The organism is Paenibacillus anseongensis, from assembly GCF_009757995.1.
Classification (GTDB): Bacteria; Bacillota; Bacilli; order Paenibacillales; family NBRC-103111; genus Paenibacillus_E; species Paenibacillus_E chondroitinus.
In genome coordinates, this window is the sequence record NZ_WSEM01000023.1 from 180,641 (window position 1) to 200,834 (window position 20,194).

Genomic DNA, 20,194 nt, shown 5'->3' on the forward strand with positions numbered 1-20,194 from the left:
GAACGACTTCGCCGTCCTTTTAGAAAAAACTCGTTTGTCCTACAGCTCTTCGGTAACTTTTTCTACAGCTTGCAGCGGCGCGTCGTCGTAGCTCCAGGCCAAGAAGGTGAAAGCCGATGTATTGCGTTTCCGGGAATCATAGCTGTCTTCCAAATTATCGCGAATAACCTTCTGCAGAACGAACGCCGACATCGTCAGGAATAAGGCGCAGACGGCAAAATAACCTTTTACACTTAGTGATTCCTCTAACGTATATATGCCGATAAACATGGCCAGAAAAGCGCCGATAAAAGATGCCCATGCCATAAATGTAAATGCCGTTGTATTCCGTTTGCGAGTGTTGAGTATCATCTCTGAAATCCTCCTGTGGCTGCTGCTGCAACCGTTTAGTATCTTGCTCTTGATACTTAGTATAGGAGAATGGAAGCATCCCAAAAAGTACTATTTACCAATAGTACCTATCAATCACAAACGGCCACACCCAACGCCATATGTTCCCAAAACATCGTCTGGATGTACTTGGCCTCCTCTTTGGTGCAGTTGACGAGAACGACCACTTCGGTCTTCTTGCCTGGTGCTGGATGTTTCACTCCTTTCTTCTTTTTATGCAAAATATCAATAATCACCCCTATCGTGAACCCCGCTGCTGCGCCAATCAGCCCCCAAAGAATCGCTCCTCCTTTTAACACAAAACCATAAGTGGAGCCTATAACCGTGAAGGCTGTTGCCAAGGCCGCGCCCGCATCAAATAAACTAATGCCGTCCGATCCATGGATGCTGTCGAACATCCCCGGCTTGCCGGGTCTCTCCTGCAGCGGGACCGCATAGATATTTTCCTTGAGAATACCCGCTTCTTCAACAGCCGTTATCGCCAGCTCCAAATAAATGGAATGTTCAAATGATGCTATGACATGCATGGTATCCTCCTTATTTTCGAAGCGGTGATTTAGGAAATGAAAACTGTGAGGGTTGGTAGCTGCTTTTTAACATCACAGCCTGTTCATGATCAAATAGCTTGTTATATTCGACCGTATTGACGTAAGCATCATAAACAGCAAACCCATAAATAGACGGCAGAAATAGAATCCAGTGCATATGTAGAACGCTGCTCGCTCTAGATAGGTCCCAATACAAGAGATAATGAATTCCTTCAAGTAAATGGGACCAATAGGATACAAGGATCCAATTCCCAAGAACAAAGAAGGCATTAATAATACGTTGGGTATAGAGCTGCCCCATTCCCGGCATCAGCAGCGACCAGACAACGGCTAGCCAAGGGGAGCGTTTATCTAAGTAGTTTATTTCCATGCCAGACATTTTGAAGGGTTCAATCGGCGCGTTTTCCCGCCTGGCAAGCAAATAGTGATGATTCATATCCACAGCGGTGCGATAGCTATCATAGATGGAAAATAAATAAACAGGAGCATAGAGAGACATCCACCGAATGTTTAACACCTCATTGGCTCTCTCGAATTGCCCCGTGAAGGTATACACAATAGCTTCGTTCAAATGCATTTGGCTGTTAATCAGCATCTCCCAACCAATCAGCATGAAGCCGCGAAAGTACTTGGATAGCAGCAAATGTCCGAAGCCCGGGAAAGCCGCAGACCACCAAGCAATAATATAGGGATTCCGCAAATGCAGCTGGGTAATGCCTAATAAACTGACGAAAGCGATTTGACGGCGGGGTTTCTGTGGCATGTGCAGCATCCTTATGAAGAATAAGTTTCCAGTTATTCTATTATCTTCGCTGGTGTGTAAGATATGCATGCCTTTACGACAATTGTTTGTGTGTAGACATACACCCACTCGCCCGATTTGGAATATGGTAAAGAAAAAAGTAGGCTCGGATCCGGTTCCTTGCTTACGTAAGAAAGTGAGGAATCCCCATGCAAATCCACGTTGTCCAAAGAGGACAGACGTTATATCGCATTTCGCAAACATACGGTGTGTCCGTGGATACGATTGCTGCAGCCAATGAGATGACGCCCAGCCAATCACTGGTCATCGGACAGGCATTGGTCATTCCAATCGTAGGCTCGTACTATTGGGTACAGCCCGGCGAAAGCCTCTATTCCATTGCTCATAAGCTCGGTCTTGACCTCCACGAACTTGCATCTATCAATGGACTCACCCTGTATCAGCCTTTACCCGTCGGCTTCCGAATATATATCCCTCCAGCTCCCCGCACACAAGCGGAAGTTAATGCTTACTTGGAAGCAAGGGGGAACGAAGTGTCACCAGCCCTGACGCAAGCCGCCAGGGAAGCAGTTCCACATCTTACTTACTTAGCCCCTTTCTCCTTCCGCATTCAGCGGGACGGGACTTTGCAGTCTCCTCCTCTCGACGATCTTGGCGGCATCGCCTCGCAGCATGGGGCCACCCTGATGATGGTCGTGACCAACCTGGAGAAGGATCAGTTCAGTGCGGAGCTTGGGCATGTGATTCTCAAGGACGAAACCGTTCAGAACCGCTTGCTCCAAACGATTTTATCCACGGCCAAGGAGCTTGGATTCAAAGATATTCACTTCGATATAGAGCATCTATATCCGAATGATCGGGATGCCTACAACCGCTTCCTGCGGAAGGCAGCCGATCTGATCCATCAGCAAGGCTACCTGATGTCGACGGCGCTCGCGCCCAAAACAAGCGCCACCCAAGCGGGCGAGTGGTACTCCGCACACGACTATAGAGCACATGGTCAAATCGCCGACTTTGTTATCATTATGACGTACGAATGGGGCTATAGCGGAGGTCCGCCTATGGCAGTCTCCCCCATTGGTCCCGTGCGTAAAGTACTTGAGTATGCCATAAGTGAAATGCCGGCATCCAAAGTCATGATGGGCCAGAACCTGTACGGCTATGACTGGACGCTGCCTTTCGTGAAAGGCGGTCCGTTCGCCAAAGCCGTCTCCCCGCAAGCTGCGATCGATTTGGCCCGCAAATACAACGCGCAGATTTTATACGATTACTCAGCGCAGGCTCCTCACTTCAACTATTGGGATGATGCCGGCAAAGAGCATACGGTCTGGTTTGAGGATGCCCGCTCCATACAGGCAAAGTTCCGTTTGCTGAAAGAACTGGGCTTACGCGGTATCAGTTATTGGAAGTTGGGGCTTAGATTCCCTCAAAACTGGCTGCTTCTGGAGGAAAATTTCAAAGTCGTCAAACGTGGATAACAGCAGCATGAAACAGTAAAAAACCGTCAGGGACCCCTGACGGTTTTGCTATAACGGCAATGTAGGATTAATCCTCCCATTGCTCCAAGCTATCGATGATTTGATGCTGACCAGATGGCACCCAGCTCATTCTTATCCAATTCGGTATTAGATGCATTTTGAGGCTCTGAGCATCTGTGGCGCTCTGCTGGATTACTGACTGCAGCAACTGGCTGTCAGCAGGTGAGTCCTCGTAAACCAACAAATAATCGGTGCCGAAGGCCGCCAAGCTCTCAGGCGTAACTTCCTTGTCTCTTAGGTTGCGAGGCACCCAACTGCCCGGCTGCAGCCCCAACTCGGTATACAGGAGGTTGTTCAAAGGGTGATCCGACTTCCCTTGGAGACGAATCTTCCCGTCTTGCAGCCGGATCAGGGAAATCGTTCGATTGCCGATTGTATGCGACAGTCGATCCCTCGCCGCCCTGACTCTGGCCGTAAGTTGAAGGGTGTTACACCTTGCCTCCGCTTCTCTGCCGATCAACTCGGCCAAATGCATATAGGCCATTCGCCAGTCCATACTGAGACGAACAACAACCGTAGGTGCAATCTGCTTCAACTGCTCATAAAAAGGCATGTGCCTGACATCGGTGAGGATGATATCCGGGCCATACTCCCGCATTTGCTCAAGCTTAAACTCCACATGTCTCTTATCTTCCACGGTTCGCATAGACAGATACCCGCCCAACTCAAAAGCGTCTTCAACGCCCAAGGAGTGCAAACACTCCTTATATCCAAAGCAGGTGGCAGTTGCAACCTTCAATTGCTTTCTTTTTATATAGAGGGTTGGCGATAAGCCCACAGATTTTTTAAACATCCGGCTAAAATAAAACTCGCTGCCCATACCAACGGCGCTTGCGGCTACTTTGACCGAGCATCTGGGATCCTCCAGGAGGCGTTTGGCGGTATCGATGCGGATTTGGTTGAGATATTCAACCGGAGACATATTTTTGGCTTTCTTAAAGCTCCTCGAAAACGAGGAAGGCGTAAGTCCTATGAGAGCAGACAACGTTTCCAGCTTAATCTTTTCATTGTAATGCTTATGCATATAATTAAGGGTTCGCTCGATGCCGACAGCAGTCTCTTCGACCTCACGCTGTGTGGCAAACCTCTCATTGATTTCACAGATCAGGTTCTGAAAGCGTCTTTGCAAACCAGGGTCATCTACGCTCGCGTTTCTGCTCTCCTCATAGAGGCGCTCTACGTCTTTCAGCAGCGGCCTCATCATGACGGAACTCAGCTTTTCTGAAGGCTTAGCGGCCTGTGGGGAACAACGCCAGTTCCTTTTGCTTCTAGCCACGATCAACTTCCGGACTGCAAGGAGATACACCTCTATAATGTCCGACTCCTGCAACACCTCGAACGTCTGGTTTGGCATTAGCCATATACATTGCCCCGGCTTGATGGGAATCAGTTGTTGCTCCGTATAGAGATTGCCCTTGCCCTCCACCACGATGACCAGTAGTTCACTCGGACTTTTCCTTGTCTGCAAGGTATTGCGGTTGTGATACCGGCGCTTACCAATAGAAGAGAAGTATACAAAAGCGAATTCGGAACCCGATGCCGGAAACATGCACAACTTCCCCCTTGCCAATTTAAGAATGAGAATGATTATCACACACTCTATTTTATATGCTCATTCCCGGCTTGAAAAGGGTTTTAATCGTTTATTTATCAATAATCGTCAGCAGCTCCTCTGCAGGCGTGCGCTTCTGTTCAGGCGGAATGATTTCTGGATAACCAATATGCAGGACACCAACAATCTTCTCCTCCGGCTGAATACCAATGGCTTCCCGAAAATTCGCTTCATAATTATAGTGGTTCGTTTTCCAAACGACGCCAAGACCTTGTTCCCATGCGGCGAGTTGGAAATTTTGAATAAGCGCGCAAGCGGCTGCGTAGTCTTCATCCCACTGCTTTTGACGCCTATCCTCTTTCAACACCACAATTAAATGGACCGGCACCTCCAGAAAATACTCGCGTTTGCGCTTCCCATACTGTTCCCGTTCCTCATCCGAGTAAGTTTCCAGCATCGCATCGGCCAGAGCCACCCGTCCCTCTCCTTTGTACAAAAGGAAACGCCAAGGCTGTCTGTTCTCATGATTCGGCGCCCAAATCGCCACATTCAGCAGCTCCAATAGCAATTCGTCTGAAACTGGAGTGTCCTTAAACGTCCTGATCGTTCTTCTGCTTTTAATGACCTTGGCAATTGGATTGCTTTGATTCCTTGTATATTCGGATAAGCTCATATGTATGTTCCTCTCGTTCCTCGGTTTGTTTCGTCAGGCATTTCGTTTGGTATAGAGCAAATAAATGAAAAATGGCGCACCGATGGCAGAAGTAAATACCCCTACCGGCACATCTAGCGGAAGGAAAAGCGTGCGCCCCACAAGATCTGCCAGCATGACTACCGTTCCGCCGAGCAAGGCAGCGACAGGCAGCACATTTTCAAAGCTGGAGCCAACCAGCTTCCGGGCCATGTGCGGCGCAATCAGGCCAACGAAGCCCACGCCGCCCGCCACGGAGACGGCCGAACCGGCAAGCGCCACACTGATCAGCAGCAAGATCAGGCGATTTCTCTCCACGGCGCTGCCGGCACTTGCCGCGAGATCATCGCCTAGCTGGCCGATATTGATATGCCGAGCCATGATGAACGAAAGCGGGAGCAGCAGTACCGTCCATGGCAGTACAGTTAAAACATTTTCCCAGTTCGACGCGTACACCGAACCTGTCAACCATAGATAAACTTGCGCCGGGTCATTCGTCGGGCTGAACACAAGCATCATCGTTGTCGCCGCTGACATCAAGGCGGCCATGCCGACACCGACCAGAACCAGTCGAACCGGTGTGATCCCCTTTTTCCAAGAAAGAGTATAAAGAATAATGGAAACAATAGCTGCGCCCAGCATTGCTGCAACTGGCAGCCAGCGGATGCTGAAGACGCCAATGAAATACGTCAGGAACGTCACCGCACCAACGGAGGCACCACCTGTTACGCCCATAATATCTGGCGAAGCTAGCGGATTGCGAATGATGCCTTGCAGAATAGCTCCTGCCGCCGCCAAGGAAGCACCGACCAGCAAGGCTATGATGATGCGGGGGAGACGGATTTTCTGAATCACCATAGCGTGATCCTCCGCCCCCATCCCGAAGATGCTGCGAAGCACATCCAATGGAGAAATGACCATTTCCCCAAGCCCCGTACTAATGATTGCTACTGCAAGACACGCAAATAGCAGAATGAGCATAATGCGCAGGGATTTCTTATGTACCAAATAAGAGATGGCTCCGCCCTTGAATCGAATTGTGTTGTACAGCTTCATGCTTTGGCCAGCCCCTTCCTCGCGATGTAGATGAAGAACGGAACGCCGATGATTGCTGTCATAACCCCAACTGGCATTTCCTCGGGAATCGCAATAAACCGAGCGCCTATATCAGCCATCATGAGCAAAATTGCACCGAGCACCCCGCAGTAGGGAATGACCCACCGGTGGTCCAAACCTCCGAAAAACCGTGAAATATGCGGGATGACAATACCGATGAAGCCGATCGGGCCGGCAACCGATACCGAGCAGCCCGCTAGAACAACGATAAAAATACCTGCTAATGATTTGATAAAGACCGTCTTTTGCCCTAGTCCCTTCGCTGCTTCTTCCCCCATCTGCAACAAATTCATGTCCTTGGAGAGCAGCCAGGCAGCTACCCAAGCGATAGCCATATACGGCAGCACGGCTATAAGAAAATCAGGGGAACGCCCTGCAACCGTGCCCGTCAGCCAGAAGAGCACCGTACCGATTCCCTGCTGATTCAATACGAGAACGGCTTGGGTGAAAGATGCGAACAGCGCCGTCATCGCAGAGCCGGCCAGCACGATCTTAAGTGGCGTCAGGCCGTCCCTCCCGATAGATCCCAGCATGTAAACCGTGACAGCGCCTACCGCCGCTCCGATAAAAGCAATCCACATCAACGCCTGCAGTGAGGACACTGAGAATGTAACCGCAGCCAGCACAACCAGAAAGGAGGCTCCCGCATTCACGCCCAGCACGCTTGGCGACGCAAGCGGATTGCGGGTTAGTGTCTGCATCAAGGCCCCGGCAATCGCCAAGCTGGCACCAACCGCTGAGGCAATGCAAGCTCTCGGCAATCTGGTCGTGCGCAATATAATTTGCTCATTCACACTCTCGTCATAGTGAAAAATGGAGGACCATGCCGTCGCCCAATCATAGCGCGTGGTGCCAAAAAGAATGCTCGCGACGAAGCAGCCAAGCATAACAAGAATAAAAATCAGCAACCAACCGGCTCTCCATAAACTTGTTTTATTAAGGTTCATCTTGAGAGTCTCCCTATGCTCGTAAAGGAATGGGCGATCAGATCGCTCATTCCTTTACGCATTTCATTATTTAATATCAAAGTATTTGTAGAGGTCGGCCAACATGGCTTGCGCAGCCATCGAGCCTCCCGCCAAGTTCCATGTAATCGCGTCAACTTTGAAGTACTTACCGTTCTTAACACCCTTCAGATTTTTCCAGAGCGGATGCGCGGTCCAATCGTTTTGGGATTTCTCAACCGCCGGCTCTTCAGCATTCAGCCTTGTGATGTCGAATATGTAATCCCCATCCAGCGACGGCATTTGTTCCTTCGTCGTCAAATTCAGAACTGCCTTGCCCGGTTCAAGAATTTGCGCTTTCGGACGCGCCAAGCCTAATTCTTTGAAGATTGTGCCGGCAAATCCTGTTGCATAGAAGCGTGCGCTGCCGTCTCTTTCAAACCGGACGATCGACACTTCCGTTTTCGCCAGTTTGTCGCCTGCTTTTTGCTTAAATTCGGCAACCTTCTTATCCCAATCCGCGAGGATTTTGTCCCCTTCTTCTTTCATGTACAAAGCGTCAGAGGCATACTTCAAATTTGCTTTCCAGTCGAAAATTTCTTCTGTAATAATCGTTGGCGCAATGCTGTTAAGCTGCGGGTAAAGCTTCTCATGACGGGCTTTCGTCCCGATGATCAGATCCGGCTTAAGCGCAATGATCGCCTCGACGTTCGGCTGCGTCTCTTCTCCAAGATCCTTCACACCATCCATTTTGGCGCGAAGATAGTTATACCAAGGCTTCTCTTCCCAAGACTGAACCGAACCTACCGGCTTCACACCCAGATGAGCGGTAATATCCGTCATGCCGTTGAACAAAACGACAACGCGCTCAGGCTTTTTCTTCAGCGTCACGGTACCCATCGCGTGCTTAATCGTTTTCTCTCCCGCAGTTGCTGCCGGAGCGGCAGGGCTGCTTGCGCTTTCCTTCGTTGTTGTTGCGGATGTGCCGCAGGCCGATAGTGCAAATGTCAGCACTAAGGCAAGTACAATTTGCAATGCTCTCATTTTCTTTCTTCCTCCTTGTTCTGCAAGGCAACCAAAGACGATGATCGAGTCATCTTTATTTGAATGCGAATGCTAGCCCCTTTTATTTAATTGATAATAATTATCATTATCATTATAATTGTATCATTTCGCATTGTACATATCCGATTTTATCTATTTTCTTGTCTTATTCTCTCTCGAGTGTCCCGGCGTGTGAGTGAGCAGCTCCAATTCAGGACTGCGCAAAAAATAAAGGACAGAATGCCAGTTAATAAACTGACGTTCTGCCCTTCTGCGCTCCGTTTATACACGGAAACGGCCAACTGCTTCCCGAAGCTGTCCTGCCATGTCGGACAACATCCTGGAGGAGGTGGAGATCTCCTCCATCATGGCGAGCTGCTCTTCATTAGCTGCAGCTGAATCCTGGCTCGCAGCCGCCCCTATGTTCGCAGACTCCGTAACGTGCTCCATATGCGTAACGACTTCGTCGCTGCGGGTTGTAACTTGGGCGATCGCTGCGCTCACATCCTCCACTTTCATTAAGACTCCGCCAAAAGCTTGTTTCATCGACAGCAGCGAGTCGTTCACCTGTTGTGAAGCGATCACGCCATCTTCCGTCAGCTTCATCCCTTGACACATCGCCGTATCCACCTCCCCGGCCTTGTCTTCAATCTCACGAAGAAGACTTGCAATCTGTTTCGCCGCATCATTCGTTTGTCCAGACAGCTTCTGCACCTCTCCCGCTACAATGCTGAATCCTTTGCCGGCCTCCCCTGCTCTGGCTGCCTCGATAGAAGCATTCAATGCCAGCATATTGGTTTGCTTCGCGATTTCCGTAATGACGCGAATGATGGAACCTATTTGGCCACAGCTGTCACGCAGTTCGTTCGCAATCGTCCCTGCCGCCGAAACTTTGTCAGAAACGAGCCCAATCCGCTCCCGCATTCTCCCTACAGCCTCCATTCCGGCTAATGACACCTGATCTGCCGATTCGGCCAACTGCGCCATATGACGGCTGTCCGCGCTAATAGCAGCCATTTCCTCCTTCACAACTTGAATGGTAAATAACGTCTCTGTAACAATAGCCACTTGCTCCTGAATGCCTTGCGACAAAGAGTCTGTTGAAACAGCGATCGTTTCCGCAGCCAGCTTGCTTTGCTCCGCATGGCTTGCGAACTGCTCCGCCTGCTGGGTGAGGACCTGTGCACCCTGCTGAACATTTCCAATAAACGCCCTCAGGCTGATTAACATGGATTGGAACGAGCGCTGCAAATTGCCAACCTCATCCTTCGAAACAGCCCCCTCAATGGACAGAGAAAGGTTCCCCGCCTCCGCTTCGGCCATGAGTCTCTGCATAACATGCATCGGTCTGACAATGAGTGCTGATAACCATCTTCCAATCACATAAAAGATGCCGATCGCACAAACCGAGGATATGATCAATGTCCAGATCAGATGTCGGTACTGCTGGTTGCGCTCTTTGTTTATCGCCTCCGATGTTTCCAAACGGTCGTTCAGCAAGCTCTCCACATAACCGTGGATGTCTTCCATCTTGCTTTTGATATGTGTTTTATAGTGTTGATAAGCCTCTTGAGTTTGCCCTGATGCCGACAGAGACTCCACTTTTCGCTGATCTTCCTCGTAAGAGATTAGCGCCTCTTTTAACTTGGATATCCATAAGATCCCTACAGGCTCCCCTTCCAAAGATGCTTCGTAATCTTTCAATAATTGATTGGTTTTGACACGCGTCTTGCTGATCTCATTATCTAGTACATCCTTGTAGTGGTTATCCGGTGTTAAGACATGCTCCAGGAGCCTGTCGTTTATGGTATGAACGTTACTCTCCACTTCATTGATCCAAGTTGTTGGCAAATAATCGCTTTGGTACATCTTTTCCGCTTTTTTGTTGATTTCACTGAGAAAAAAGAAGCTCGTCACCGTCAGAACGATGAGGAAAACTACAGCCAACACATTCAACGCCAATATTTTCATGCTAATTTTCAAGTTTCCAACGATGCTTATAAATCTGATCTTCTTCATTTTCTCATCTCCCCTGAGTAATCTGCTTTTAAATATACAGGTCATTCAAAAAGTAGACAATAAACACAACTAATTTTTATTTATTTTATTTTTATTAATTGTTTTAAGTTGTTTTATGAAAAAATGAAATTTCTTTTATCATCCCAAGGTTAAAATTCGGTAGATATTGTGACAGCTATTCATTTCGAGTCTTGATTATCCGATACTAATTAGGTTCCCAGTTTTTCATTCATAACTTAATTACGGAACGATATCGGAGGGATTATTAACGTGAGGTTTAGACACAGCAAGTGGTTATCCTTGGTATTCATTTTCATTTTAGCCAGTCAATCTTTAATCGCAGGAAACGCCTTTGCCGCTGATGAGATTTCCAAACTCGTCCTGAACAAGAATGAGCTTGCTTTGCAAGTTGGGGATACTGCGAATCTAACAGCAACCGCTATTTTCGTAAGTGGATCTACCGAGAATGCAACGGTCAAAACGGATTGGAATTCCGGTACGACAGACGTTGCTTCCGTTTATGCAGGTGTAGTAACAGCCAAAAAAGAAGGTAAAGCTGTAATTACCGCTACATATATGGGTAAAACCGAAATCGTGAATGTCACTGTAAGCAAAAAAGTAAAATCGTTAACGACAGACAAACGCTCTCTCGAGCTGCGTCTGAATGGCACAGATCAACTATTAATTACCGCTTATTACGATGACGGCACATCCGAGGATGTGACGAGTAAAGCAGACTACACGGTAGATACAAGCTCCATCGTTACGGTTACCAACGGTTTGGTCAAAGGACAAAATCCAGGCAGCGCAAACGTAACGGTCAAATATATGAATCAATCCCTGACGGTACCTGTTGATGTTGAGGTTGTCCGCCGTATTGACGCGGAGAGCTCAACCGTTTCCTTGCTTTTAAACGGAACAGCTGACATTAAAATAATGGCAACTTATCCAAACGGCGATATGGCCGACGTTTCAGAGAAAGTGGTTTGGACGACAGATAAACCTAATGTCGCCGACGCTATCAAAGGTAAAGTTACAGGCTACAGCGTGGGAACAGCCAACCTGACAGCAACTTACGGCACCAAATCTACGACAATTACGGTTGACGTGGATAGCACGCTCAAACTCGAATTAGATAAACAGAATTTGCTTCTGAAGAAAGATACTACTGGCGTATTGAAATTAACCGCTACGTATGCCGACGGCAAAACGGAAGATATCACAGATCGCGCCGAGTGGGCGTCCAGTGATGCGGATATCGTTCAAGTTTCAAAAGGTAAGCTCTCTGCAATCGCGATCGGCGAAGCGAAGATTTACGCGAAATACGGAGATAAAGCTGTTGTAGCCAATGTAGACGTGGAAGTTCCGCGCCGCTTGGTTGTAGATACCGATCTTGTTTCCTTACAGACAGGACAAGAGCAGCTTCTGGTCCTTCACGCTACCTATGCCGACGGCACAAGCGCAGTCGTTACGGATAACGCCGACTGGAGCGTAGATGATGAGAACGTAGCTTTCGTTATCAAAGGAAAAGTCACAACTTACAAACCTGGTGTCGCTACAATAACTGCGAAATACGGCGGCAAAACAACAACTACGAAAGTGGAAGTTGATATCCCTACAATTATCAAACCAAGCAAAAAAACCGTTAATCTACAAATCGGCGGTTCCGATAAAGTCACTTTGATGGCCTCTTTCAAGGACGGCCGCGAGGTGGATGTTACGAACAAAGCGGAGTGGACAACCAGCTCCAAGGACATTGCGGAAGCACAGAATGGCGAAATCTTCGGTCTTGCTACAGGCGCAGCGACCATTACGGCGAAATATGGAACGCGCACAGCGGTCATTCAAGTGTCTGTTGGCGTATTGAAAAGCCTTACGGTCAGCCAAGAGAAGCTGATTATGAAAAAAGGCGACACAGTGAACTTGAAAGCCGAAGCGCTTTACACGGATGAAACGAAAAAAGATGTGACTTCCGACGTGATCTGGACAAGCAGCAATGCGAAAACCGCGACGGTTGACGGCGGAGTCGTGAAAGCTATAGCTTCTGGGGAAGCTACATTGACAGCTCAACTAGACAGCAAAACAGTTACGATCCCGGTTCAAATCGATATGGCAAGTGATCTAACGGCGAATGTACCTAATCTTGTTTTTGACATGAATGAAACACGCACGATTGTTTTGACGGCTACCGATTCCTCAGGCGCATCGCGTACAGTTACTAATGATGCAGAGTGGAAAACAAGCAATAACGCAATTGTATCGGTATCCAAAGGGGTTGTAACTCCGGTATCACGAGGGAAAGCAACCATTACGGCAACTTACGGCGGCAAAAGCGTTTCGATTCCGGTTGAAATCGGCGTAGTTGCAGGACTCACGGCAGACAAGACGTTCATCGTCACAAAACGAGGCGATCAAGTCCAAATTAAATTGACAGCAACGCTGTCGAACGGCACAACGAAAGATGTCACAGAATCGGCGACATGGAAAGTTAGTGCCTATAAGCTGGGTACCGTGACAAATGGACTTTTCACACCTACAGCTTCTGGTAAAACAACGATTACCGGGTCCTTCGGTGGCAAAATGGTTGCGATTCCTGTGGAAATCGACTCCTTGAAATATTTGAAAACCGATGTGGTCAAAGTTGAGCTCAAAGAAGGCGGCACAGCCAACATTAACGCTCTAGCCACATACACGGACGGATCTGAAGAAGATGTAACGAAACCAGCTTTGTGGACATCGTCGAACATCATGATCGCAGATGTGAAAGACGGCATCATCAAAGCAACCGGTAAAGGAACAGCAAGAATTACGGTGACGTATTCCAACATGAGAACAACGGTTCAAGTGACGGTTACTAAATAGTACAAAGGGCTATCCTCAAGTAGATGTTTCTACTTCTGGGTAGCCTTTTTTTGCGTCATAACACTCGCCTGCTTTCCATATTTTGTACTATACTAAATAGGTACTTATTTGTTCATGAGAGGGTTGATATTATGTTTGGTAAAGTAGCGGCTGATATTCTGGGGTTAAGTGATGTAGGTTCCGTGATTAAGCCTGAAAATTACGATAAGGTCGATGCCGATGATTACGTTATGCATGAGGATAACGAGAAAATTTTCTTTTTGATTAAATCCAAATCGGATGAATACTGCTTCACGAACCAAGCATTAATTCATCTCGACGGCACTAGCGCCATAAGCAAGAAACGGGTGCTGAACCGCTACCCTTACAGCAAATATGCTCTTTCCCAAGTCTCTTTCGAAACAGCAGGTACGGTCGATCTCGATGTGGAGATCAAATTCGTGCTGGGTTCTGTCCATTTCTCGATTGATGTACACAAAAAGCATGTTGAAGAACTGAAAGACTTGTATAAAGCTCTGTTTAAAGTTTCCGAAATCACACAGGAAAACGAGCACTTCCTTGATTACGCGAAGCAAAGTATCGAGCTGGCTTCCGCCACATTAAACCGTACGACGAAAACCGAGGGGCAGAAGCTCTCTGAGGAATTTAAGCAGGTGAATCAAGGTGCTTTCGACTGGCTTGTGAGCACGCATAAGCAGTACAAAGTCAAGGATTTCGGCTTCGTTTTTGAGAAATTCATTAATCAATAAGATTGTTCTCATTTATTAAATACATATGTTTTCAGGCATTGGGGAAGCTAATCCTACCTGCATTAACAGGCCACTATTTAAGACGTGCTTGGAGGTATGGAACATGTTTCCCCGATTTATGAAACTGGCTTTGATTTCATTTTTGTGCATCACCGTCCTGCTTGGGGCTCATCATTATCGTAAGCATCCTCATAATCAGCAAATGATCTCATCTGCTGAAAGCTGGGAGGCGGCCAAGCAAGGTTCGCCCACTTTTTATCAGACCAATCCATTCGGTATGCCTGGGGCAGAGGCAAGACTGCATATGACTACGGATATGAAGCAACATGCCGCGGCATATGGACTTACACCGCCAACCTCAATGAAAGCATTAATGGTCCCTACCCAGGACAAAGCAAATAAGGGCTGGGGCGGATGGAGCTATATCGGCCTGTTGGGACTGCTGGGGCTGCTCGGTATCCGAAGCCGTTCGGAGTCTTCTTATTCGGAATAAGCCATTCTAGGAGCACTGTTCCCGGTTTCGGGAGGCAGGCTCTTTTTCATTTGCGAACACATTGCGGACAAATGTTTATGTGTTGGACTTTTGTCCTAAACTGATATAAACTAGAGATAGTCTACGATCGAAAGGAGTCATTTCATGGATCGTGAACAGCAAATTTTAGCGCTCATTCGTCAAAACCCATTCATCTCTCAGCATGAAATGGCCAGCATCATCGGCATTTCCCGATCCGCTGTCGCCGGCTACATCGCGGCCCTGACTAAGAAAGGGACGATCCGTGGGCGTGCATACGTGACCTCAGATGAGAATACGGTCATGTGTATCGGCGGTGCGAACCTAGACAGCAAAGCAACTAGCAAGCAAGCCATCCGTCTGGCCTCTTCGAATCCAGTCACGGTGACGGAGTCCTGCGGCGGCGTTGCGCGTAATATCGCGGAGACTCTGGCGGGACTAGCTTGCCAGGCGGCGCTGCTCACGGTTGTTGGCGATGATAAGGCCGGCCAATGGGTGTTAGAAGAAACGCGAAAGCGCGGCGTTGATGTCAGTCAAGCCATCGTACTCCAAGGTGAGAACACCGGGACGTACACGGCGCTGCTCGACGCGACAGGCGAGATGTTTCTCGCTTTTGCCAATATGGACATCTACGATAAATGTACACCTGCTTTGCTGCGTGACAAATGGCCGCATGTGGCTTCAGCCAAGCTCATCATTGCGGATACGAATTTGCCCGCCGAGACGCTTGCCGAGCTGATTGATCGATGCAAAGAAGAAAACCTTCCGCTATTTATCGATCCTGTGTCTTCGGAAAAGGCCAAAAAGCTCCCGCAAGATCTGCACGGCGTAACGGCTATTTTCCCTAATTGGGAAGAGGCTTGTCAGCTGGCAGGTATCGCGCCCGGCAGCAGCAGCAACAACTGCGATTACAGCACGATTGCAGGAGCGATCCGCGCTCGCGGCGTCCGCCATGTCTTTATTACGCTCGGCAGTCAAGGCGTCATATATGCTGGCGAGGAAGGCGAGCGGCACTTCCCCCCTATTCCCACCAAGGTTGTGGAGGTCACAGGTGCAGGTGATGCTTTTGTCGCCGGTATTGCTTACGGGGTCATGCGGCAATCCACCTATATGGAATCGTGTATGTATGGCCTTACTGCTTCACATATTACACTTCAAACCGATCAATCTGTCGCGAGCGAGCTAACGGAAGAACGACTGCAACAAACCCTACTTCACTTGACCAAAGGAGACGAATCCCAATGATGAATACAACTTACCTAACGTTTACTGATGAAGTGAAAGACGCTTTGGCGAATAATAAACCTGTTGTTGCCTTAGAAACTACAATTATTTCCCACGGGATGCCTTACCCGCAAAATATAGAAATGGCCAAAAAGGTCGAACAAATCATCCGCGATAACGGTGCCGTTCCGGCTACGATTGGCATCATGGACGGTAAAATCAAAATCGGCTTAAACGAGCAGGAGCTCGAAGCTTTCGCGACGAACCCTCACGTGGAAAAAGTCAGCCGCCGCGACTTCCCTTACATCCTCTCGTCGGGGCAAATCGGCGCGACAACCGTCGCAGCCACAATGATCGGCGCTGCGCTTGCGGGCATCGAAGTGTTCGCTACCGGCGGCATTGGCGGCGTACACCGCGAAGGCGAAGTGACGATGGACGTCTCCGCCGATTTGACTGAACTGGCACAGACGAACGTTGCCGTTGTCTGCGCAGGCGTGAAGTCCATTCTCGATATTGGGCGCACGCTTGAATATTTGGAAACCCACGGCGTTCCCGTAGTTGGCTACAAAACGAGCGAGTTCCCGTCCTTCTACGCCCGCGAAAGCGGCTACGGCGTAGACTTCCGCCTCGATGAGGCAGCCGACGTTGCGGCCATGCTTCGCACGAAGTGGGAGCTCGGCCTTGCCGGCGGCGCCATCATCGCCAACCCGGTCCCTGCGGAATCCGCCATGGACCATGTTGAGATCGAAAGCTTCATCCAGCAGGCGCTTGCTGAAGCCAAAGATCAGAACGTGACCGGCAAGAAGGTCACGCCTTTCCTGCTAGCGCGCATCAAGCAGCTGACCGAAGGTCGCAGCCTGGAGACGAACATCGCGCTCGTGTACCACAATGCAGAAACCGCTGCGAAGGTTGCGGTTGCCCTCAAGAGCAAATAAACAAAACCCTCCATGCCCACGATCATCGTGGACATGGAGGGTTTTCTATTTGTCAGCGAAGACTACTCGCTGACCCAAATCGTTTTCTGCTCGAACGGAGTACGCGCTGCCTTTGCCGACGGCGCCATGTCCGGGTAGCCAAGGTAGACGAACCCGACGAGCTCCTCTTTCGCGCCGAGGCCGAAAACTTCGCGCATCTTCGCATGATAGGTCGGCGCTCCCGTCCGCCAGATCGCACCCAGACCGAGTGCGTGCGCGGTCAGGAGCATATTTTGTACGGCGGAGTGTGCAGCAGCGTACTCTTCGATCTCCGGCACAACGGCTTGTGCCGAAGGCGTAACCGCCACGGCGATGACCACCGGCGCGCGGAAGGCTTTCTTCATCTGAGCGCCTTTCAGCGCAGCCAGCTCTTCCTCCGTCAATGCCGGGTCGGCTTCAGACGCCGCGACCTCCGCGTACCCTTTTCCCAGCAGCCCACGGCCTTCGCCCGTCATGACCCAAAACCGCCACGGTTCCGTATGGCCATGGTTTGGCGCCCAAGCGCCTGCTTCCAATATCTCTTCAATCAGCGCTTTGTCAACAGAGTCCATCTTGACTTTCCCGATACTTCGGCGATTGCGGATTGCTTCTTTCAATTCCATGTTTCTCCACTCCACTCTTAAAATTACACTTCATTAATGTACCTACTCTAAGTCTATTGTTATATGTACGATCCTGCAACAGCAAACATACAGGTCACTCAAAAATAATGAAATAGATAATAAGACAATAAGAAAACTAACGGATCGGGGAATCTCCCTCTCCACCAGGCTTGGGTATCTCGTGAGAATTTCTTTGGGAAGCTAAGCGTAACTACAGAAACTTTTTTAGCCATATTGACGTCTATGATAGAGGAAAGTGAAAAAAACAGCGGAATTTTCTTCACTTTTAGCACTCTCGTTCTTCGACTGCCAAGAATTTGACAATGACAATGGCTATCAGGCAAGCTATAGTTATAGCAACAGAACGAACAAGAATGCTTGCTAGAATCATATATTCATACCTAGGAGGTACTACATCTAAATGAAAAAATTAACGATGATTGCGACAGCTGCTATGGCTTTCTCTTTATTAACATCTTCTGTCCTAACACACCCTGCTTCTGCAGCTGGCAAAACGAGTGCTGACTTCACTGATTTAGCCAATGTTGATGCTTCATTAAAAGCAAAAATCGATGCTATGTTGGCATCCGATATATTCGAAGGCGTGTCCGACGACACGTTCGGTATTACGCAGAATATGACTCGCGCCCAATTTGCAAAAGTAGCAACGCTGATTTACGACATTCCTGTCGATCTTACTGTTAAGGTGTCCAGCTTTACTGATGTTCATGCGGACGATTCCGCTAACGGTTGGGCGATTCCTTACATCGAAGCTGCGAAAAAAGCTGGATTGATCGACGGTGTGACAGATACAACCTTCGTTCCTGGCGATTCCGTTACTGCGGGTCAACTCGACACATTGCTGCTTAAAGGACTAGGAAAAACCGTTTCCGTAACAGGCACGCCTTGGTACGCGGACGCTGTGAAACAGGCAACAGAACTTGGCATTCACCCAACTGGAAAATCCGGTGATCAAGCTGCTAACCGCGCTGACCTTGTTACTAGCTCTTACGTAGCACAGCAAGCTTTTGACACTGATAACCAAGCACTTATTTCGATTACAAAAGTTCAAGCTTCATCTGACAATAAACAGGTTCAGGTTACACTGAATAAAAAAGTGGACGCAGCGAAAGCAACATTCACACTTAAAAATAGTACAACAACAGTTCCTGCAACAACAACTTGGTCGACAGACGGTCTTACAGCAACGCTTGCGGTTGACACTGCGCTTGCTACGGGAGACTATACTGTAACACTAGGCGGACTTGACGCAGCTACGATTAAAACAGCTACTGGAAGCTTCAGCGTAGCGGCTCCTATTGACAATGGTAATATTACAATCGAAGATAAGTACACATTGGCAGCTGTCATCGATAGCGGTCTAACAGATTCCGCAACTGACCCGATCACGAAAGCAATTGCCGAGGATCCAACACAAAGTAAATTCGCTAAAGAAATTAAAATTCAAGTGAAAAACGCTAGCGGCGACATTGTTGCTGTTCCGGGGATTGTTCAATCCGTATTCTCATCTAACACGGGTATTGCTAAAGTAGGTCTTACTGCTGACCATCACGCCTACGTACTCGGCAACAAAGCTGGTACAGCGGATGTCACTGTGGTTGTCAAAATCGGGAACAACGATTCCAAACAATTGCACGTACCGGTTACGGTTACGAATGATTCGATTAGTGTGAAACAAATTAAAGCCGATGAAACTTCCATCAAGAAAACGATGACGGTTAGTAACGGCGTCTACACAGCTGACATTAATCCATATACAGAAATGGATCTTACTCTAACAGATAATTTTGGTATCGAATATGAAAAAAATGAGATTGCAGATTACAACTTTGGACTAGGCACACTTATTGTCGCTAAAGCTATTAAAGGTGACGGAGTTAACCCTGTAGGTACGGTAACGGTTGGCGACAATGGGCTCGTTCATGTTGAAGGAAACGTCGTTTCTTTTGAATTATCCATTGTAGCTCCATCCGGCCAACAAGCCGTAAGCTATGTAACACTAAAACGCAACTAATCATACGTTCAAAATGGGCTGCCCGAGTAGTTTAACTACTTTGTGGCTGCCTTTTTTTGCGTTCTGCGCCTCACATGCACCAACGCGCCCATTAAACATATATTGCTAATGCATGCGCAAGCTCAACTTCTGAAGAAAAGGGGTCCGTCCCATGTACAACTACCCTGCTTATTTCTTTCATCAACAGCCTTTATACCCGCATTCCGCGACTGTGTCCGCTTCGCCTTATACGCGACTATCTGGCCAATATGAACACCAAGATCAGTCGGAAGTTTGGACAGGTTGGGAGCAGCATTACCCACATTTCCTTACAAATCCGGTCATTCCTCGTGATTATCCAACGGTTGATTCTAAAATTTTATCCAACTCGATTGCCTCTTCTCATCATCTGCTGAAGGACGCTTCTCTTCTCATTCAAAAGCTATCTGAACCCGCCATCGCTCACGAGCTAATGACACATGCCCAACAGGGAAATCAAAAAGAAGTGGATCGTATTGTCCACTCCTTCGGCGTTAAATCTGCTATTGTGACTAGTTATTCACCAAGCTCCGTGAAGTTTACGATTGACCCGCAAACCCCTGACACCCCCTGCTGTGAAGTAACCTTAGCACTCAAATGGGGGCAATAGCCGA

At 48.4% G+C, this 20,194-nt stretch carries 18 protein-coding genes; 8 read left to right on the forward strand and 10 right to left on the reverse strand.

Annotated elements, in window-relative coordinates; all coding sequences use genetic code 11:
- Window positions 1–39: 39 nt before the first annotated feature.
- The 3 genes from GON05_RS27190 to GON05_RS39085 form a co-directional block, all read right to left on the reverse strand.
- A complete protein-coding gene (locus GON05_RS27190; protein ID WP_157323620.1) occupies window positions 40–351 on the reverse strand; it encodes a YiaA/YiaB family inner membrane protein in 312 nt (103 codons plus the stop codon).
- Between the two features lie 110 nt (window positions 352–461).
- Window positions 462–917 (reverse strand): hypothetical protein, encoded by a 456-nt coding sequence (locus tag GON05_RS39080; RefSeq protein WP_220138884.1) that lies wholly within the window; start codon window positions 915–917, stop codon window positions 462–464.
- A 10-nt stretch (window positions 918–927) separates the two neighbouring features.
- Window positions 928–1,701, reverse strand: coding sequence for a hypothetical protein (locus GON05_RS39085; protein WP_246239505.1), 774 nt, complete (start codon window positions 1,699–1,701; stop codon window positions 928–930).
- A 188-nt stretch (window positions 1,702–1,889) separates the two neighbouring features.
- Between GON05_RS39085 and GON05_RS27200 the strand changes: the two genes are divergently transcribed.
- Window positions 1,890–3,179, forward strand: a complete 1,290-nt coding sequence (locus GON05_RS27200; protein WP_157323622.1) for a glycoside hydrolase family 18 protein — start codon at window positions 1,890–1,892, stop codon at window positions 3,177–3,179.
- Between the two features lie 67 nt (window positions 3,180–3,246).
- Here the strand turns inward: GON05_RS27200 and GON05_RS27205 are convergent, their stop codons facing one another.
- The 6 genes from GON05_RS27205 to GON05_RS27230 all read right to left on the reverse strand — a co-directional run bounded on the left by GON05_RS27205 (window position 3,247) and on the right by GON05_RS27230 (window position 10,605).
- Complete coding sequence (locus tag GON05_RS27205; RefSeq protein ID WP_157323624.1) at window positions 3,247–4,788, reverse strand: helix-turn-helix domain-containing protein; 1,542 nt, start codon at window positions 4,786–4,788, stop codon at window positions 3,247–3,249.
- 94 nt (window positions 4,789–4,882) lie between these two features.
- Entirely contained in the window at window positions 4,883–5,464 is a 582-nt protein-coding gene (locus GON05_RS27210; RefSeq protein WP_157323626.1) for a nitroreductase family protein, read from the reverse strand.
- A gap of 33 nt (window positions 5,465–5,497) precedes the next feature.
- A complete protein-coding gene (locus GON05_RS27215) occupies window positions 5,498–6,538 on the reverse strand; it encodes a FecCD family ABC transporter permease (RefSeq protein WP_157323628.1) in 1,041 nt (346 codons plus the stop codon).
- The gene (locus GON05_RS27220; RefSeq protein WP_157323629.1) at window positions 6,535–7,545 is read right to left on the reverse strand and encodes a FecCD family ABC transporter permease; all 1,011 of its coding nucleotides are present in this window, start codon (window positions 7,543–7,545) and stop codon (window positions 6,535–6,537) included. The genes GON05_RS27215 and GON05_RS27220 overlap by 4 nt, the downstream gene beginning before the upstream one ends.
- A 66-nt stretch (window positions 7,546–7,611) precedes the next feature.
- Entirely contained in the window at window positions 7,612–8,586 is a 975-nt protein-coding gene (locus GON05_RS27225; protein ID WP_157323631.1) for an ABC transporter substrate-binding protein, read from the reverse strand.
- A 282-nt stretch (window positions 8,587–8,868) separates the two neighbouring features.
- Window positions 8,869–10,605, reverse strand: coding sequence for a methyl-accepting chemotaxis protein (locus tag GON05_RS27230; RefSeq protein WP_181646604.1), 1,737 nt, complete (start codon window positions 10,603–10,605; stop codon window positions 8,869–8,871).
- Between the two features lie 270 nt (window positions 10,606–10,875).
- Between GON05_RS27230 and GON05_RS27235 the strand changes: the two genes are divergently transcribed.
- The 5 genes from GON05_RS27235 to GON05_RS27255 all read left to right on the forward strand — a co-directional run bounded on the left by GON05_RS27235 (window position 10,876) and on the right by GON05_RS27255 (window position 16,886).
- Window positions 10,876–13,467, forward strand: a complete 2,592-nt coding sequence (locus tag GON05_RS27235; RefSeq protein ID WP_181646605.1) for an Ig-like domain-containing protein — start codon at window positions 10,876–10,878, stop codon at window positions 13,465–13,467.
- A 131-nt stretch (window positions 13,468–13,598) separates the two neighbouring features.
- Complete coding sequence (locus GON05_RS27240) at window positions 13,599–14,216, forward strand: PH domain-containing protein (protein WP_157323636.1); 618 nt, start codon at window positions 13,599–13,601, stop codon at window positions 14,214–14,216.
- Between the two features lie 103 nt (window positions 14,217–14,319).
- Window positions 14,320–14,709: a hypothetical protein gene (locus tag GON05_RS27245; RefSeq protein ID WP_127457053.1), complete on the forward strand. Its 390-nt coding sequence runs from the start codon at window positions 14,320–14,322 to the stop codon at window positions 14,707–14,709.
- Window positions 14,710–14,853: 144 nt separating this feature from the next.
- Complete coding sequence (locus GON05_RS27250) at window positions 14,854–15,972, forward strand: carbohydrate kinase (protein WP_157323638.1); 1,119 nt, start codon at window positions 14,854–14,856, stop codon at window positions 15,970–15,972.
- Window positions 15,972–16,886 (forward strand): pseudouridine-5'-phosphate glycosidase, encoded by a 915-nt coding sequence (locus tag GON05_RS27255; protein WP_127457108.1) that lies wholly within the window; start codon window positions 15,972–15,974, stop codon window positions 16,884–16,886. Before GON05_RS27250 ends, GON05_RS27255 begins: the two co-directional genes overlap by 1 nt.
- A gap of 62 nt (window positions 16,887–16,948) precedes the next feature.
- Here GON05_RS27255 and GON05_RS27260 read toward each other — a convergent pair whose 3' ends face one another.
- The gene (locus tag GON05_RS27260) at window positions 16,949–17,527 is read right to left on the reverse strand and encodes a nitroreductase family protein (protein ID WP_157323639.1); all 579 of its coding nucleotides are present in this window, start codon (window positions 17,525–17,527) and stop codon (window positions 16,949–16,951) included.
- Window positions 17,528–17,948: 421 nt separating this feature from the next.
- Here GON05_RS27260 and GON05_RS27265 point away from each other — a divergent pair, with 421 nt between their 5' ends.
- Together GON05_RS27265 and GON05_RS27270 are read left to right on the forward strand one after the other, a co-directional pair.
- A complete protein-coding gene (locus GON05_RS27265) occupies window positions 17,949–19,562 on the forward strand; it encodes an S-layer homology domain-containing protein (protein ID WP_157323640.1) in 1,614 nt (537 codons plus the stop codon).
- Between the two features lie 151 nt (window positions 19,563–19,713).
- Window positions 19,714–20,190, forward strand: a complete 477-nt coding sequence (locus GON05_RS27270) for a YuzC family spore coat inner layer protein (RefSeq protein ID WP_157323642.1) — start codon at window positions 19,714–19,716, stop codon at window positions 20,188–20,190.
- Window positions 20,191–20,194 lie beyond the last annotated feature (4 nt).